Origin of the sequence: Aureisphaera galaxeae (assembly GCF_028561275.1) — a bacterium.
Taxonomy (GTDB): domain Bacteria; phylum Bacteroidota; class Bacteroidia; order Flavobacteriales; family Flavobacteriaceae; genus Aureisphaera; species Aureisphaera galaxeae.
Window position 1 is genome coordinate 907,982 of sequence record NZ_JAQQTF010000002.1, and the last position, 16,338, is coordinate 924,319.

Sequence of the window (16,338 nt, forward strand, 5' to 3'; positions counted from 1 at the left end):
ACAACCTTTTTTTAAAATATGCTGTCTATGTAAATAGAAAGCGTTGCAAAACAAATCTATGCGAGTCATATCCTTACATAAGAACTATGTGAGACTTATTGGTAAAGCCAAGAAGGGAAATAGGAAAGCACAGCACGAATTGTTCGAGTTGTTTGCTCCTAAGATGATGAGCGTCTGTAGACAGTACCTTAAAAAAGAGGAATTGGCAGAAGAGGTCATGCTCAATGGATTTTTCAAAGTATTTACGCGCTTGGACTCCTTTAAAAACGAAGGGAGTTTTGAAGGATGGATACGCCGTATCATGGTAAATGAATCGATATCCCAGCTGCGTAGGGAGAAGAAGCTGGATTTTAACCAAGATGCTACCATCGAAAATTCGATGGACCATGTGGCGTATATAGAAACAGAATTGGAAGTGGAGGACATTCAGAAAATGATCGACGCACTGCCCGACGGATACAAAACGGTTTTCGTTTTATATGCAGTAGAAGGGTATAAGCACAGCGAGATTGCCGAATTGCTTCACATTTCAGAAAGTACATCGAAAACACAGCTTTTTAAGGCCAGAAAGATGCTTCAGAAAGCAGTGGCACAACAAAACAATAGATTGAGTTATGGCACCCATTAAATTTGAAGAAAACATACGGGAAAAATTGCAGGAGCGGGAACTGCAGCCTAGTGAAGGTGCGTGGGGAAAGTTAGAATCACGATTAGGAACTACCACCCAAGAAAAAAAGAAATCGGGCTATTTTTGGATGGCCGTGGCAGCGAGTTTCGTTGGGGTTTTATTGATAGGAAGCTGGTTATTCTTTGGAAATGACGCTAAAGAGAATCAAGTTGCGAATGAGGATCCGATTGAGAAAACCATAGAGGCGAATAAATCCCCAGAGGAAAGAAACCAGGAAATCATCACTCCCAATAATAATGACGAGCAACAGCTTTCCGTTTCCGAAGAAGTAGAGGAGGTGCCTGTCAACAAAGAGACAACACTACCCATCCGCACTCAAGAAAAGAAAATTGTTGAGGAGTCAGGGAATACTACCGAAAGGATTGCACTACAAGAGCAAAAGGTATTGGAAAGTAAAAATGACGAAAGAGGTAAGGAAGAATTGGAGATGCAGGATGCAATCATTCCTCAAGACATAACAAATGAGGAAACCACAGCGGTGACACAAGTAGAGCAGTTGGAAGAAACCTTTATCCAGCAAAAAGTAGATGAGGTAATTCAACAAGTAAAGGAAATACAAGAAAAAAACAGCACGGTAAGTGCGGTAGAAATCGATGCGTTATTGGCCAAGGCGCAGCGGGATATTGCCACGAATCGAATCTTAAACTCAACCCATCAGAAAGTGGATGCGCAGGCTTTGTTGATGGACGTCGAGATCGAACTGGAACGTAGTTTCCGGGATCGGGTTTTCGAAGCCTTGGGCGACGGATTCAACAAAGTTAGGACTGCAGTAGCAGAACGAAACAATTAATTCATCAATCACGCTTTGTAAACAAAGCAATAAATCGAACACACATGAGAATCATTACCTATTGCATCGCATTAGTGATGTGGGTGCTGGCTGCGTTCCAATGCCATGCCCAAGAAATTTACTCTTTAACCAAGATAGAGGTACTCGAATTGAGCAAGGAGGAAATCATTAATGAGGAAAAAGATGCGCTTAAAGGAGAAGTAGAGGCCATTAATAAACGCGTAGAAGATGGCGAAATCACCGAAGAAGAAGGAGGGCGCTTAAAAAATGAAGCCGCTGAGAAAAGAGCGCTCAACATTGAGAATCGCTTGGCCATTGTAGACAATAAAATTGCCTTGCTGAAGCGCAATGGGGAAGGCGATGAGATTCTAGAAAACGACAAAATTGAAATTAAATTTTTTGGAGAAGGAAGGGTCTTTGGGATCGATTATACTCCTAAAAAGAGGAAGTACGATCGCAGAACTACCAGTGATTTTGTATTTGCCTTCGGGTTTAACAATGTGATAACCGAAGGGGAATCTTTGGAAGACAGTGATTTTAAAGTGGCAGGAAGCCGTTTTGCCGAATTGGGATGGGCTTGGAAGACCCGTGTTTTTAAGGAAACGAATTGGTTGCGGATAAAATATGGGTTCTCTTTTCAGTTTAATGGGCTAAAACCTACCGATAACCGCTATTTCGTAGATACAGGAACCCAAACCGAATTACAGACCTTCGATCGTGATTTGGATAAGTCCAAGTTCAGAATCGATAACTTGGTAGTTCCCGTGCATTTTGAGGTAGGACCTTCCCGAAAAGTGGAAGGTAAGGACTACTTCCGCTACTATACCCACAGAAAGGTAAAGTTTGGATTTGGAGGTTATGCCGGATTGCGTTTGGCAACGCGTCAAAAACTGAAATTCAATGATGGTGCGGAGGATATAAAACAAAAACAAAAAGGGAATTTCAATGCCAGTAACTTCATTTATGGGGTAAGTGCCTATATAGGCTGGCGTGGAAGCGCATTATATGCCAAATACGATCTCAATCCCATTTTTAAAGATAATCCCGTAGAGCAGCGAAACCTTTCGTTGGGGCTTCGTTTCGATATGGACTGATTTTGCTTTAGGTTAATTTCTTGAATTAGCTGATTGTGTAGCGGCCTCCTTTGGGAGGCCTTTTTTGTGCTTGGATTTTGTATTTTGATGGGCAAGAAAAAAGTATATTTGTTGTTCAATCACTTCCAAATTTGATCTCGCGAATTACCATAGACCAAGTTTTCGACACAGCCCGGGTAGAGGAGGTGATCGGTGATTTTGTACAACTGAAGAAATCAGGTAGCAATTTCAAGGGGCTCAGCCCTTTTACCGATGAACGCACGCCTAGTTTCATGGTTTCACCCGTGAAGCAGATATGGAAAGACTTTTCCAGTGGAAAGGGAGGGAACGTAGTGGCTTTCTTAATGGAGCACGAACATTTCTCCTATCCCGAAGCCATTCGGTATCTGGCCAAAAAATATGGGATAGAAATCGAAGAGACGGAGCAATCCGACGAAGAAAAGGAAAAGGCCAGCGAACGGGAAAGTCTGTATTTGGTAAGCGAATTCGCCAAAGATTACTTTTATGATACTTTGCTGAATAGTGAGCTAGGGAAGGCCATAGGGAAAACCTATTTCAAGGAACGTGGCTTTACCGATGAGACCATTCAAAAATTCGCATTGGGTTATTCCCCAGATGAATGGGATGCATTTACGGGGCATGCACTTAAGAATGGATATCAACTGAGTTATCTGGAAAAAACCGGATTAACCATCGTAAAGGGCGAGAAGCAATTCGATCGCTTTAAAGGAAGGGTAATGTTTCCCATTTTAAGTATGAGCGGTCGTGTATTGGGCTTTGGAGGACGTATCCTTACCAACGACAAGAAAGCAGCCAAATATCTCAATTCCCCAGAGAGTGATATCTATCATAAGAGTAAAGTCCTGTATGGTATTTATCATGCCAAACAGACCATTGCCAAGGAGGATAACTGCTATTTGGTAGAAGGATATACCGATGTTATCCAAATGTATCAACGAGGCATTAAGAACGTGGTTTCTTCCTCGGGAACCGCCCTAACGCCCGAGCAAATTCGACTCATTAACCGTCTTACCAAGAACATTACCTTGCTGTTCGATGGGGATGCGGCCGGATTACGAGCTTCCTTGCGCGGGGTTGATCTTATCCTAGAGCAAGGGATGAACGTGAAGATTTGCACCTTTCCCGAAGGGGATGATCCAGATTCTTTTGCCAAAAAGAATAGCTTGGAGGAAGTAACCTTGTATTTAGAGGAGAATGCACAGGACTTCATCAATTTCAAAGCTTCATTGTTAGCTAGGGAGGCCGAGAACGATCCTATAAAGAAAGCCGAGACCATACGGGATATGGTGACCAGTATTTCTAAGATACCCGATGTGATAAAGCAGGAGGTATATATTAAAGAATGCGGTCGCATCATGGACATTAGCGAGGAAGTACTCTTTAGTACCCTGGCCCAAATGCTCGAAAAAGAGAAGCGTGATGCTTCCAAAAGGGCCAAGCAGGATGCACCAAAGCCTATGGAAGTGGTTACGGAGCAAAAAGCCCCGATAGAGAAGGTGGACGTTCAATACGAATTGGAGCGCAAGATCATAGAATTATTACTGCTCTACGGCCATGTGGAAGAGGATTTCGAAGATTTAATCTTAGAAGCTTCCGAGGACGGCAGTATCAACTTTAAGCCCGAAAAAGTAAAGTCTAAAGTATTCGAAAAGGTGTATTTGGATTTACAGGAAGATGAGATTGAGTTTGCTAATGAAAGTTTTAAGGAACTGTATTTCGATATTATCAATACGCTCAATCAACAGCAGGAGATAAAGATGGAAGCCTTTGTGAATCAATTACCGCCTAAATCGGCAGAAGCAGTGACCCATATATTGATGGATGATGAAAAATATCAGTTGGCTTCTTGGGATCGGAAGGAGATCTATGTGAAATTGAAAGAGTATTCCATTCCGCAGATGGTCATGGAAACCATATTAAACTTACGGCGCCATTTCGTAAATATGAAGATTGCCGAATTGGCCGGAACTATTACCGAAAAGGAAGAATTAGAAAAACAAGATATACTTCAAGATGTTCAGGATTACAACACCTTGCGCATGGTACTTTCCGAAAAGTTAAGACGGGTGGTTTAATTACCTACCCAAACTGAAACATTCTTGATTGGTGGATAAGGTCTGCGAGGTTATCCACTTTCAATTTCTTCAGTAATCTTGTCTTGTACGTACTTACGGTTTTCTCATTAATGTTAAGGGCATTAGCAATGTCCTTATTCCTTTTTCCGCTAGAAAGTAGGTTGAGTACTTCTATTTCGCGGGAAGAAAGCTTTTTGTAACGGCTTATGGCACTGGCTTCTCCAACATTGCGGCTTGTAAAGGTCGAGGTAAGTTCCTCATTAAGGAAGATACCACCTTTGGCAATCTGCTTCAATGCTTTTAAGAATACTTTGGTGGAAGCTGTCTTAGGCACATATCCTGCCGCTCCCGATTTAATGGAACGAAGGGCGTAAATTTCTTCAGGGTGGGTTGAGTAAATGAGTACGCGGGTTTCCGGGAATTCGGTCTTGATGTTTCTTAGCGCATTAATGCCGTTTATTTGCGGCATATCGATCTCCATGATCAAGATGTCGGGCTGTAGCTCTTTTAAGTTCTTGAACAACTCGTCTCCATTGTTGGCTTTACCTACAATAGTATAGTTTTCATTTTTCTTAATCATACAAGCTATTCCCTTTCGGGTTACCGGATGATGATCTGCAATAACGATTCTTTTCATTTTCTAGTCCGTTTTTCTCGTTTAACTAAAAACGGGGATATAGTTTTTTATGTGTGAGGTTTTTTTGTAATACTTCTACTACAAATTCAAAACTATAAAAAGAAACTAGGGAACGAGGGATTTTTCGTTCAAATTCAAGAAAATTCGTTAAAAGCAAATATTATTTGAATTCTGGGGGGATTTCACACACTGGAATCGGAGTTACTTTGTGTTGGTTTATGCGGTTCAATCGTAGGTAAATTTCGTACACTTCTCGCTCCCGACCCTCAAAATCCTCCGGCTTTTTACCTTGGTCCTGCATGCTCATGGCCCATTCCAGTTCGTCATAGCTGGCTCCAATCTGGTCTTCATCACTTCGGCTATCGCCAAAAAGGCCATCGGTAGGAACTGCCTTTTGTATAGAGGCAGGAACCTTAACAAATAACCCAATTTCGTATACCTCACTCTTTAAAAGATCAGCTATAGGGCTTAGATCGACCCCACCATCTCCATATTTTGTGAAGAACCCTACACCGAAATCTTCTACTTTATTACCTGTGCCGGCCACCAAGTAGCGATGTAGTCCCGCAAAATAATATAAGGTAGTCATGCGCAGGCGTGCGCGCGTATTGGCCAAACTAAGATCCAAGGTTTCTAAGGAGGTTTCGGGAACCTCCGTTTTAAATTCCTCGAAAACCGGGGTGAGGTCTACCCGTGCATCGCTCACATTTGGAAAACGCTCCTTTAATTGGGCAATGTGTTCTTGGGCACGGTTAACCTGCGACTGTGCCTGGTGAATGGGCATTTCTACGCATAAGGTATTCATCCCCGTCATGGCACAAAGGGTTGAGGTAACTCCAGAATCGATACCGCCACTTACACCGACTACAAATCCGTTCATATTCGCATTTTGGGCGTAGTCCTTTAACCAGTCGACAATATATTGGGTCACTTTTTCCGTTTGCATTTTGTAAGGGTTTAACGATGAATAATAATACCTTTGCATCGCAAAAGTACGGCAAAAGCAAAATTAATAAAAGGCGTTATCGTTACTCTTTTGTAAAAAGACACTCATGAAGAAATATCTGTTTGGCATACTACTCGCGATTTTGGTTTTGGGATGTAACTCCAAATCAAAGACAGAACAGGAAATTGCAAAGGTTCCGGTGGATTTCGAATTGATCCGCTTCGATAAAATCTTCGGAAAGGCATCCATTGCCGATTTACCGAATCTAAAGGTCCAATACCCTTTGTTTTTCCCAAAGCAATATCATGATAGTATTTGGATTGGGCGCATGAACGATACCCTGCAGCAACAATTGAATGAAGCTGTAACGAACGTATTTCCTAATGAAGACAACCTTATAGAAGGGCTCACGGACTTGTTCCAGCACATTCGATATTATCATTCAGATTTCACGGTTCCCAAGGTGTATACGGCAACTTCGGATGTAGATTATAAAACCAAAGTCATTGCTCAGGACACGCTATTGGTGATCGAATTGGATACCTACTTGGGAAGCGAGCATCCCTTTTATGAAGGCATCTCCAAATACATTACGAAGAATATGCAACCAGATGCTATTCTTTCGGATGTGGCTATGGCCTACTCCAAAAAATATGTAGCAGTTCCCAAACAGCGATCCTTGTTGGCGCAAATGGTCTATTTCGGAAAGGGATTATACCTAAAGGACCTTTGGCTACCCGAATTGACCAATGCCCAGAAAATAGGGTATACCGAAGGAGAAATGCTTTGGGCGGATGAAAATGAGGTGGATATTTGGCGTTATTTTGTGGAAAATGAATTGCTGTATAGTACAGATGCCAAACTGCCTTCCCGATTCATAAATCCCGCTCCCTTTTCTAAATTCAACTTAGAATTGGATAACGAGTCTCCAGGTATGATAGGCCGTTATGTAGGATGGCAAATTGTAAAGTCTTTTGCCGAAAATAATGAGGTTTCCCTGCAAGAGTTAATGCGTATGGAACCCGACGAACTATTCAAGAATTCTAAATACAAACCCAAGAAATGAGTGTACATACCTCCGAAATAAGTATTAAGGTAGCTCTAGACGAGAATAAAATTCCCGAAAAACTACAATGGTCTGCTCCCGATGGAGGCGTGCATTCCGAAGAATCCAAGGCGGTACTGCTGTCGGTATGGGACCATAAGGCCCAAGAAGCCCTTCGCATCGACCTTTGGACCAAGGACATGCCTTTGGACGAAATGAAGGTGTTTTTTCACCAAACCCTCACGGCCATGGCGGATACTTTTCAGCGAGCAACTAGCGATGAGAAAATGAGCGACACTATGCGTGATTTTTGTGATTATTTTGCTGAAAAACTGGAACTTACCAAGAAATAATCTGTTAAAAAATTCTAAACATACTTCTAATGTAAGCTAGCTTACATTTTCTGTTTTTGTCGGTTTATAAGTTTGTGGTATCAACAAAAAATAAACACGATGAAAGAAAAATTATTTCAAATCAAAACCATAGAAAGAGGATTAGGAGCCTTCCTATTCCTATTTTTTTGGAGTGTTGCCGTGAACGCCCAATGTTTGGCAGATGCCGCGGCGATTGAAATTACTGGAACCGGGGCTACGGCTGCGGAAATCTGCGCAGGCGATGGCGTAGGGGATCCCATAGATGTAACCGTTGTAGGAACCGGAGTGGGTACCAATAGTGGTTGGGTCATTACCGATAACGCTACCGGAACCATCCTTGCTTTACCACCTGCACCTCCTTTTGACTTAGACGGAGCTGGAGATGGTATTTGCGACATCTGGTACATTCGTTACGAAGATGGATTGACTGGATTGATGACCGGGCAAAATGTTTCTGGTCTTGCAGGATGCTTCGATCTTTCGAATGCGATTTCAGTAACAAGAAATGATCCCGATGCTGCTGCTATTGAAATTACTGGAACCGGGGCTACGGCTGCGGAAATCTGTGCTGGGGACGGAATGGGAGACCCTATCGATGTATCCGTAGTAGGAATCGGAGTGGGAGCCAACAGCGGTTGGGTCATTACCGACAACGCTACAGGAACCATCCTGGCATTACCACCTGCACCGCCTTTTGACTTAGACGGAGCCGGAGATGGCGTTTGTGATATTTGGTACATCCGTTACGAAGATGGTCTCACTGGATTAATGACAGGACAGAATGTTTCTGGCCTTATGGGATGCTTCGATCTTTCCAATCCAATTTCGGTAACAAGAAATGATCCCGATGCTGCTGCTATTGAAATCACAGGCACAGGAGCAACGGCTATTGATATTTGTGCGGGAGATGGTATAGGAGACCCTATCGATGTAACCGTGGTAGGAACTGGAGTAGGAGCGAACAGCGGTTGGGTCATTACCGACAACGCCACTGGAACCATTTTGGCTTTACCTCCTTCACCACCTTTTGACTTAGACGGAGCTGGCGATGGAGTTTGTGATATTTGGTACATCCGTTACGAAGATGGTCTTACCGGATTAATGACAGGACAGAACGTATCTGGATTGAATGGTTGTTATGACCTTTCTAATCCAATTTCAGTAACCAGAAACGATCCCGATGCTGCTGCTATTGAAATCACTGGAACGGGAGCCACGGAAATTGAAATCTGTGCTGGTGATGGAGTAGGTGATCCCATCGACGTGACCGTAGTGGGAACGGGAGTAGGAGCGAACAGTGGTTGGGTAATTACCGACAACGCTACTGGAACCATCCTTGCCTTACCACCTGCGCCACCCTTCGATTTGGATGGTGCTGGAGATGGTATTTGCGACATCTGGTACATTCGTTATGAGGACGGGTTGACTGGGTTGATGACAGGAGAGAACGTATCTGGATTGAATGGTTGTTTCGACCTTTCGAATCCAATTTCAGTAACCAGAAATGATCCCGACGCCGCTGCTATTGAAATTACAGGTACAGGAGCTACCGCCATAGATATCTGTGCTGGTGATGGTATAGGTGATCCTATCGACGTAACTGTAGTGGGAACCGGAGTCGGAGCCAACAGTGGTTGGGTCATTACCGATAATGCTACAGGAACCATCCTTGCTTTACCGCCTGCACCTCCTTTTGATTTAGATGGAGCTGGCGATGGCGTTTGTGACATCTGGTACATCCGTTACGAGGATGGTCTTACCGGATTAATGACAGGACAGAACGTTTCTGGATTGAACGGATGCTTCGACCTTTCCAACCCAATTTCGGTAACCAGAAATGATCCTGACGCAGCTGCTATTGAAATCACTGGAACAGGAGCCACCGAAATTGAGATTTGTGCAGGAGACGGTATTGGCGATCCCATAGACGTAACCGTAGTAGGAGCTGGTGTTGGAGATAATAGCGGTTGGGTCATTACCGACAACGCTACTGGAACCATCCTTGCCTTACCACCTGCGCCACCCTTCGATTTAGACGGTGCCGGAGACGGAGTTTGTGACATCTGGTATATTCGTTACGCAGATGGACTAACTGGGCTTAGTACAGGTCAGAATGTAGCCGATCTTATGGGATGCTTTGACCTTTCCAACCCAATATCTGTAACCAGAAACGACCCTGATGCTGCTGCCATAGAAATCACAGGATCTGGTGCCACTTCTATTGATATTTGTGCTGGAGACGGTATAGGAGACCCCATAGATGTAACCGTGGTAGGAACTGGAGTAGGAGCCAACAGTGGTTGGGTCATCACCGACAATGCTACGGGAACTATCCTTGCCCTGCCTGCTGCACCACCTTTCGATTTAGAAGGCGCTGGAGACGGAGTTTGCGACATTTGGTACATTCGCTATGAGGACGGATTAACAGGCTTAAGCACAGGTCAAAATGTGGCCGATCTTGCAGGTTGTTACGATCTTTCGAATCCGATTAGCGTGAACCGTGAAGGTGTAAGCTCTGCCCCTATTTTCATTACAGGTTCACCTGGAAATACTGAAATTACTATCTGTGCCGGTGACGGTATTGATAACCCGATTAATATTACAGTAGATGGTACCGGTATCGGAACCTTTAGCGGTTGGGTGATTACCGACAATGCTACGGGTGAAATCCTTGCTTTGCCACCTGCACCACCTTTCAATTTAGACGGTGCGGGACCTGGCGTGTGCGATATCTGGTACATTCGCTACGGAAATGGTCTTAGTGGACTTGACGTAGGAGCAAACGTCGGGGATTTGGATGGATGTTTCGATCTTTCCAACCCGGTAACCGTAAATAGACTGGGAGTTGATGCCTCAGAAATTGAAATCACAGGAACCGGTGCTACAGAAATAGATATCTGTGCTGGTGATGGAATAGATGACCCTATCGATGTAACTGTAATCGGTCCAACTGCAGGGTCCTTTAACGGTTGGGTGATTACCGACAATGCTACGGGTGAGATACTTGCGTTGCCACCTGCACCACCCTTCAACCTAGAAGGAGCTGGAGATGGAGTGTGCGATATTTGGTACATCCGCTACGAATCGGGATTGATAGGACTAAATACAGGAGAAAATGTGGCCGACTTAGTGGGTTGTTTCGATCTTTCCAATCCTATTAGAGTGAACCGTGAAGGTGTAGATGGAGCTGCGATTCAAATAGCAGGTACTACCGATACTGAAATTAACATCTGTGCTGGCGATGGTGAAGCCGATCCTATCGATGTAGAAATTGTCGGCACCAGTGTAGGAGCCAATGGTGGATGGGTAATTACCGATAATGCTACTGGAGAAATCCTTGCATTGCCGGCGGCGCCTCCTTTCGATTTAGACGGAGCAGGACCTGGTGTATGCGATATCTGGTACATTCGTTATGCAGATGGACTTTCTGGTCTGGAAACAGGAATGAATGTAGCGGATTTAGATGGTTGTTTCGATTTCTCCAATCCAATTACAGTGAATCGACTTACTGGAGACGATTGTGAAATTCTATCCATTGGTGAGTTCCAAAATACATTCGAATTTGCCTTGTTCCCAAATCCAGCTAATAACAGTGTAAGTATTTCCTTCCTTGGAGGACAAAGTGTAAACGCAGAGGTTGGTATTTATGATATTACCGGGCGCTTGGTTGCACAAAGCGTATTTAACGCACAGGCCGAAGTAAGCTTGGATGTTTCCTCCTTGAACAGTGGAACCTATCTGGTACAGATACAGGATAGCGAAACAGGAAGTAACACTACCAAACAATTAATAAAGAGATAATAGATAAATAAGGACTTTTTGTTAGTTACGTTGTCCGAAAGGGGTAAAGCCTTAGTGCTTTGCCCCTTTTACATAGTATGAATTGCGTATGAAGTTTCCTGATTATTTTAGCAAAAATCCCAAGTTCAACGTTTTGGAAGGAAGGGCTGGAAAGGTGATCGAGTATTTTCACCAACTGGATTCGGTAAAGGATATTCTTCTGAATATAGAACAGTTATTCTTTTTATATGTCATAGAAGGCGTGGTGAAGCTGCAGTCCCCAGAAGGCATTTTTTATGTTACTGAAGGGCATTCTGCTATTGTTAATAAAGGTCCTTATGTGATGTCCGAAAGCCTATCGGGTTTAAATAGTCAGTTTAAGGCCTATATAGTTTTTCTTTCGGAAGATGTGCTCGAGGAGTTCTACATGAACCACACTCCTAAAGATTTAGAAGGGGATATTGAAGCCAAGAAGGTTCTTTTATTAGAGCACGCCTCTTTCTTGAAACCTTTTGTGAACAGCATTTCGCTTATTTTCAATGAATATTCGAAAAGTCAGAATTATAAAGACCTTATCGATATAAAATCTAAGGAATTATTGCATTATCTATCCCTCAATGACTTTCAGGGAAAGGTGTACCATATGCTTAAGCCAGTGGTTTCTGACGAGACTTATCAAATACGACAAGTAGTTTCCAAGAACTATCTCAACAATTTGAGCATGGAGGAATGGGCATTTTTATGCCATATGAGCATTTCTACCTTTAAAAGAAAATTCAAGCATATTTATGGGGAAACCCCTGCTCGCTGGATTAAGGATAAGCGTTTGGAATATGCAGAAAAACTGCTGAAGAACGGAAAATACAAAATACATCAAGTGGCCAATAAAAGTGGTTTCGAGAATCCAGCGACCTTCAGAAATCAATTCTTCAAAAAGTATGGCGTACTCCCCAATGAATATCGCTAACATCACCCTTTGAACTTTTTTGAACCTTCGTTGAACCTTATCTGTTCTTACTTAACAAGCTGTTAACTAGCTAATGTAAAGCAGCTTACATTTCTGTTTTTCAGCCACCAATACTTTTGGGGTATTAATTAAAAAATAGAAAAAATGAAAAAGAAATTATTTGTTCAAAATGTAAACCGTCATTGGTTTGTATCATTTACCTTGCTTTTTATGGCAATGGGGGCTTTTGCCCAAACGGGGGCTAGGATTACCGAGGTGATTCCCAATACCGATCAGGTGACCCTAACAAATTTTAATGCCAGTCCACTAGATGTGTCTCCCTATTGGCTTTGTCTAGGACCTGGAGCCTATGCCAATGTAGGTGCCCTTAATGGCGGAAGTGCTACTATTCCTGCGGGAGGTACGTTGCAACTTACCTTTAATGTAGATCCTGTTGCCGATGGTCTTAGCTTATTCTCAACCAATAACTTTAGTTCCTCAGATCCCGATATTTTATTGGATTTTGTACAATGGGGAGGACCCAATCAGCCAAGATCTGGACAAGCCGTTACGGCAGGTAGATGGGACGATGCAAGCGACTTCATTAATTGTCCAGCTCCTTATGCTACTTCCACCGGAGGATCGGTAGAAGCATGGATTTCCTCGATTGTCTATGCGCCCAATATATCGTTCGATGGAGGTGAAACTTCGGTGAGTATTTGTGTAGATGGCAATGCGGATCCGTTGAATGTAAATCGCGATCCTGGTGCCGTGGGAACCAATGCGGGTTGGATCATTACCGATCAGACCACTGGCCAAATCTTAGGCTTGCCGGCAGCGCCTCCTTTCAATTTGGATGGAGCAGGTGTTGGAGTTTGTGATATCTGGTACATTCGTTATGAAGATGGTCTTAGCGGTAATATGGTAGGGCAGAACATTGCCGATTTAGAAGGATGTTTCGATTTGTCCAATGCCATTGAAGTAATTCGCGAAGAAGCCGATGGAGGAAGCGTGGAAATCGACATTGCAGCTACTGGGAACCCTAATGGAACCACTTCCATCTCTGCCGATGGATTGGAAGCCGTGATCTGTGTAGACGGGCGTATGGATCCACTCGTTGTATCCCACGTGACTACAGCAGAGAACTTAACGTTCCGTTATGTGGTAACCGATGACAGTGATGACAACATCATCCTTGCGATCATGAACACCAGTTCCATCGATCTAGATGGTGCCGGTATCGGTACCTGTCGCATCTGGGGTTGGTCGTATAGAGGCCTAAACCAAGATGATTTTATAGGATTGCCATTGGCCGATTTACAGGCTGAGGACTGTTCGGATATTTCGGATATTGCCATAGATGTGATCCGTGAAGAACCCGATGGAGGTTCGGTAAGTCTGGCAAACGGTGATACCTCCGTGTCTATTTGTGCTGGAGATGGTTCGCCCGATCCACTTTCGGTAACCCATACCACAAATGCCGCAAATCTTACCTTTAGATATGTAATTACCGATAGTGATGCCAACAATACCATTCTTGCCTTTTCCGGCAGTTCCGAAATAGATTTGGATGGTGCAGGTCCAGGAACATGTCGTATTTGGGGATGGAGTTATAGAGGATTGAATCAGGATGATTTTGTTGGCTTGCCCCTTGCAGATCTTCAAGCAGAAGATTGTAGCGATATTTCCGACGATTTTATTGAAGTGATTCGTCTCACAGGCGACGATTGTGAGATTCTTTCTATAGACTCGTTCGAGAATGCTTTCGAATTTGCCTTATTCCCAAATCCAGCCAATAATAACGTAAGCATTTCCTTCTTGGGAGGACAAACAATAAATGCTCAGGTAACCGTATATGATATTACAGGTCGATTGGTGAGTCAAGCTGAATTCAGTACGCAAACTGAAGTGAACTTGGATCTTTCCTCCCTGAATAGCGGAACCTATATCGTTCAAATTGAAGATAACGAGACAGGTAGTAACACTACGAAGCAACTGATAAAGAGGTAATAGATAAGAGGTTTATTAGTCACGTTGTCGGAAAAGGGATGAGGCCTTGTGCCTTGTCCCTTTTTATATTTTGGAGTACTTTTACTAATGAATGAAACTCATATTCGTATATAATGCCGATTCGGGGTTTGTGGATAAGCTTTTGGATAATGTTCACAAGATTGTAAGTCCTTCTACTTATGATTGTAATCTCTGCACTATTACCTTTGGGAAATTTACTGAAGACGATTTATGGAAGTCCTACAGGCAATCGTCCGATCATGAAATGAAGTTTCTCCATAAGGATGAATTTCTAAACACCTATCGGTCCAAATGGTTGCCAAAATATGATTTCCCGGTAGTGCTTTCAGAAAATAAAGAATTGGAAGTATTTATCGATGCAACTACCCTAAATGAAATGAATTCTTCGGAAGAATTGATCGAAGAAATTTCTAAAAGAACCCGTTAACCCTGGCGTAGCTGATCATTAATGGTGTCTATGTAGGTTAACAGCTCATCGCGTCCTATACTCTTACTGGATGAGGTAACGAAGTACTGTGGCATTTCTTCCCAGGTTTCCAGCATTTTTTCAACATACACCTCAATATTTCTGGAAAGCGCATTGGGCTTCAGTTTATCCGCTTTAGTGAAGATGATATTGAAAGGGATCTGGTTTTCGCCCATCCATTGCATAAAATCCAAATCAATCTTTTGGGGCTCGTGACGACAATCCACCAAAACAAAGGCCAGTACTAATTGTTGTCGCTTTTCGAAGTATTGGGTGATGAATTTCTGGAATACTTTTTTGGTCGATTTAGACACACGGGCGTAACCATATCCAGGTAAATCTACCAAGTACCAATTTTTATTGATAATGAAGTGATTAATGAGCTGTGTCTTCCCCGGTTTTCCAGATGTCTTCGCCAAGTTCTTCCGTTGCATCAACATATTAATGAGCGACGATTTCCCAACATTACTTCGGCCTATAAACGCATACTCCGGCAGGGAATTCTTCGGGCATTTGGCAACATCACTGTTGCTCATCACAAATTCTGCCGATGCTATTTTCATGGCTTTCGTATTAGTACCCTCGTTTCTGCAACCAGGCGTAGAGAAGGTCGTTGAAAGTATCAGGATGCTCCATCATGGCAGCGTGTCCGCACTTGTCAATCCAATACAGGTCGGAATCGGGCAGTAGCTCATGGAATTCTTCTGCTACTTCGGGTGGAGTCACGGTATCGTTCTTCCCCCAAATAATGCAGGTAGGATTAGGCATATGCGGTAAGTCCTTTGCCATATTGTGGCGAATGGCACTCTTGGCAATGGAAAGGGTTCGGATCAGCTTGTTGCGATCGTTAACAGAGTCGTATACTTCATCTACGATTTCCTTGGTCGCAATGGCAGGATCGTAAAAAACATTTTCCGCCTTCTGTTTTATGTAATCATAGTCACCTCGCTTCGGGTAGGTTTCTCCCATAGCACTTTCGTATAAACCAGAGCTTCCGGTAATGACCAAAGCCTTTACTTTTTCAGGAAATAACTTGGTTACCATAAGACCAATATGACCACCAAGCGAGTTACCCAATAACATCACTTTGTCATATCCTTTATGCTCGATAAAATCGGAAACATAGACCGCGATATTCTTCACGTTCGTTTTCAAAATAGGCATGTTGTATATGGGCAATTCTGGGATCACCACCTTGTAGCCTTTATCGGGAAAGAAATTGACGACACCATCAAAATTGCTTAGTCCTCCCATGAGTCCATGCATGATAATAATGGGAGTTCCCTCACCTATTTCTAAATATGAAAACTTGCCTTCTTTCTTAAGAGGATGCGTCATTTTGGGTTAGCGAATTACAAAACAAAAGTACATAAATTTTAATGAAAGCATGAGTCGTAAAGCATTGTTGAAAACTTACATTTTAAAATTTTCTTAAATGATTGATT

14 protein-coding genes are annotated in these 16,338 nt (G+C 43.0%); 10 read left to right on the forward strand and 4 right to left on the reverse strand.

Features of this window, described 5'->3' with window-relative positions; genetic code table 11:
* Positions 1 to 58 precede the first annotated feature (58 nt).
* The 4 genes from POV27_RS03925 (at position 59) to dnaG (ending at position 4,668) form a co-directional block, all read left to right on the forward strand.
* Positions 59 to 628 (forward strand): RNA polymerase sigma factor, encoded by a 570-nt coding sequence (locus POV27_RS03925; RefSeq protein WP_272861421.1) that lies wholly within the window; start codon positions 59 to 61, stop codon positions 626 to 628.
* Positions 615 to 1,478, forward strand: a complete 864-nt coding sequence (locus POV27_RS03930; protein ID WP_272861422.1) for a hypothetical protein — start codon at positions 615 to 617, stop codon at positions 1,476 to 1,478. The genes POV27_RS03925 and POV27_RS03930 overlap by 14 nt, the downstream gene beginning before the upstream one ends.
* A gap of 44 nt (positions 1,479 to 1,522) precedes the next feature.
* Positions 1,523 to 2,572, forward strand: a complete 1,050-nt coding sequence (locus tag POV27_RS03935; protein ID WP_272861423.1) for a hypothetical protein — start codon at positions 1,523 to 1,525, stop codon at positions 2,570 to 2,572.
* A 131-nt stretch (positions 2,573 to 2,703) separates the two neighbouring features.
* Positions 2,704 to 4,668: a DNA primase gene (dnaG, locus tag POV27_RS03940; protein WP_272861424.1), complete on the forward strand. Its 1,965-nt coding sequence runs from the start codon at positions 2,704 to 2,706 to the stop codon at positions 4,666 to 4,668.
* Positions 4,669 to 4,672: 4 nt separating this feature from the next.
* Here the strand turns inward: dnaG and POV27_RS03945 are convergent, their stop codons facing one another.
* On the reverse strand, positions 4,673 to 5,305 hold the full coding sequence (locus tag POV27_RS03945) for a response regulator (RefSeq protein WP_272861425.1): 633 nt from the start codon (positions 5,303 to 5,305) through the stop codon (positions 4,673 to 4,675).
* A gap of 160 nt (positions 5,306 to 5,465) precedes the next feature.
* The gene (gene nadE / locus POV27_RS03950) at positions 5,466 to 6,251 is read right to left on the reverse strand and encodes an NAD(+) synthase (protein ID WP_272861426.1); all 786 of its coding nucleotides are present in this window, start codon (positions 6,249 to 6,251) and stop codon (positions 5,466 to 5,468) included.
* A 106-nt stretch (positions 6,252 to 6,357) separates the two neighbouring features.
* Here nadE and gldB point away from each other — a divergent pair, with 106 nt between their 5' ends.
* The 6 genes from gldB (at position 6,358) to POV27_RS03980 (ending at position 14,854) form a co-directional block, all read left to right on the forward strand.
* A complete protein-coding gene (gene gldB / locus POV27_RS03955; RefSeq protein ID WP_272861427.1) occupies positions 6,358 to 7,317 on the forward strand; it encodes a gliding motility lipoprotein GldB in 960 nt (319 codons plus the stop codon).
* On the forward strand, positions 7,314 to 7,649 hold the full coding sequence (gene gldC, locus POV27_RS03960; protein WP_272861428.1) for a gliding motility protein GldC: 336 nt from the start codon (positions 7,314 to 7,316) through the stop codon (positions 7,647 to 7,649). Before gldB ends, gldC begins: the two co-directional genes overlap by 4 nt.
* 99 nt (positions 7,650 to 7,748) lie before the next feature.
* Positions 7,749 to 11,471, forward strand: coding sequence for a T9SS type A sorting domain-containing protein (locus POV27_RS03965; protein ID WP_272861429.1), 3,723 nt, complete (start codon positions 7,749 to 7,751; stop codon positions 11,469 to 11,471).
* A gap of 88 nt (positions 11,472 to 11,559) precedes the next feature.
* Positions 11,560 to 12,417 (forward strand): AraC family transcriptional regulator, encoded by an 858-nt coding sequence (locus POV27_RS03970; RefSeq protein WP_272861430.1) that lies wholly within the window; start codon positions 11,560 to 11,562, stop codon positions 12,415 to 12,417.
* Between the two features lie 144 nt (positions 12,418 to 12,561).
* Positions 12,562 to 14,406, forward strand: a complete 1,845-nt coding sequence (locus POV27_RS03975; protein WP_272861431.1) for a T9SS type A sorting domain-containing protein — start codon at positions 12,562 to 12,564, stop codon at positions 14,404 to 14,406.
* Between the two features lie 91 nt (positions 14,407 to 14,497).
* The gene (locus tag POV27_RS03980; protein ID WP_272861432.1) at positions 14,498 to 14,854 is read left to right on the forward strand and encodes a GTPase; all 357 of its coding nucleotides are present in this window, start codon (positions 14,498 to 14,500) and stop codon (positions 14,852 to 14,854) included.
* On the opposite strand, the gene yihA is transcribed toward POV27_RS03980, so the two are convergent.
* The gene (gene yihA / locus POV27_RS03985; protein WP_272861433.1) at positions 14,851 to 15,456 is read right to left on the reverse strand and encodes a ribosome biogenesis GTP-binding protein YihA/YsxC; all 606 of its coding nucleotides are present in this window, start codon (positions 15,454 to 15,456) and stop codon (positions 14,851 to 14,853) included. The two genes, POV27_RS03980 and yihA, sit on opposite strands and share 4 nt — an antisense overlap.
* Before the next feature lie 10 nt (positions 15,457 to 15,466).
* Complete coding sequence (locus POV27_RS03990; RefSeq protein WP_272861434.1) at positions 15,467 to 16,231, reverse strand: alpha/beta fold hydrolase; 765 nt, start codon at positions 16,229 to 16,231, stop codon at positions 15,467 to 15,469.
* Positions 16,232 to 16,338: the final 107 nt, after the last annotated feature.

Coding starts and splice junctions, on each gene's coding strand:
- POV27_RS03965 (WP_272861429.1), top strand. CDS start 7,749: ATGAAAGAAAAATTATTTCAAATCAAAACCATAGAAAGAGGATTAGGA.
- yihA (WP_272861433.1), bottom strand. CDS start 15,456: ATGAAAATAGCATCGGCAGAATTTGTGATGAGCAACAGTGATGTTGCC.
- POV27_RS03980 (WP_272861432.1), top strand. CDS start 14,498: ATGAAACTCATATTCGTATATAATGCCGATTCGGGGTTTGTGGATAAG.
- POV27_RS03930 (WP_272861422.1), top strand. CDS start 615: ATGGCACCCATTAAATTTGAAGAAAACATACGGGAAAAATTGCAGGAG.
- POV27_RS03945 (WP_272861425.1), bottom strand. CDS start 5,305: ATGAAAAGAATCGTTATTGCAGATCATCATCCGGTAACCCGAAAGGGA.
- gldB (WP_272861427.1), top strand. CDS start 6,358: ATGAAGAAATATCTGTTTGGCATACTACTCGCGATTTTGGTTTTGGGA.
- POV27_RS03990 (WP_272861434.1), bottom strand. CDS start 16,231: ATGACGCATCCTCTTAAGAAAGAAGGCAAGTTTTCATATTTAGAAATA.
- gldC (WP_272861428.1), top strand. CDS start 7,314: ATGAGTGTACATACCTCCGAAATAAGTATTAAGGTAGCTCTAGACGAG.
- POV27_RS03970 (WP_272861430.1), top strand. CDS start 11,560: ATGAAGTTTCCTGATTATTTTAGCAAAAATCCCAAGTTCAACGTTTTG.
- POV27_RS03975 (WP_272861431.1), top strand. CDS start 12,562: ATGAAAAAGAAATTATTTGTTCAAAATGTAAACCGTCATTGGTTTGTA.
- POV27_RS03935 (WP_272861423.1), top strand. CDS start 1,523: ATGAGAATCATTACCTATTGCATCGCATTAGTGATGTGGGTGCTGGCT.
- nadE (WP_272861426.1), bottom strand. CDS start 6,251: ATGCAAACGGAAAAAGTGACCCAATATATTGTCGACTGGTTAAAGGAC.
- POV27_RS03925 (WP_272861421.1), top strand. CDS start 59: ATGCGAGTCATATCCTTACATAAGAACTATGTGAGACTTATTGGTAAA.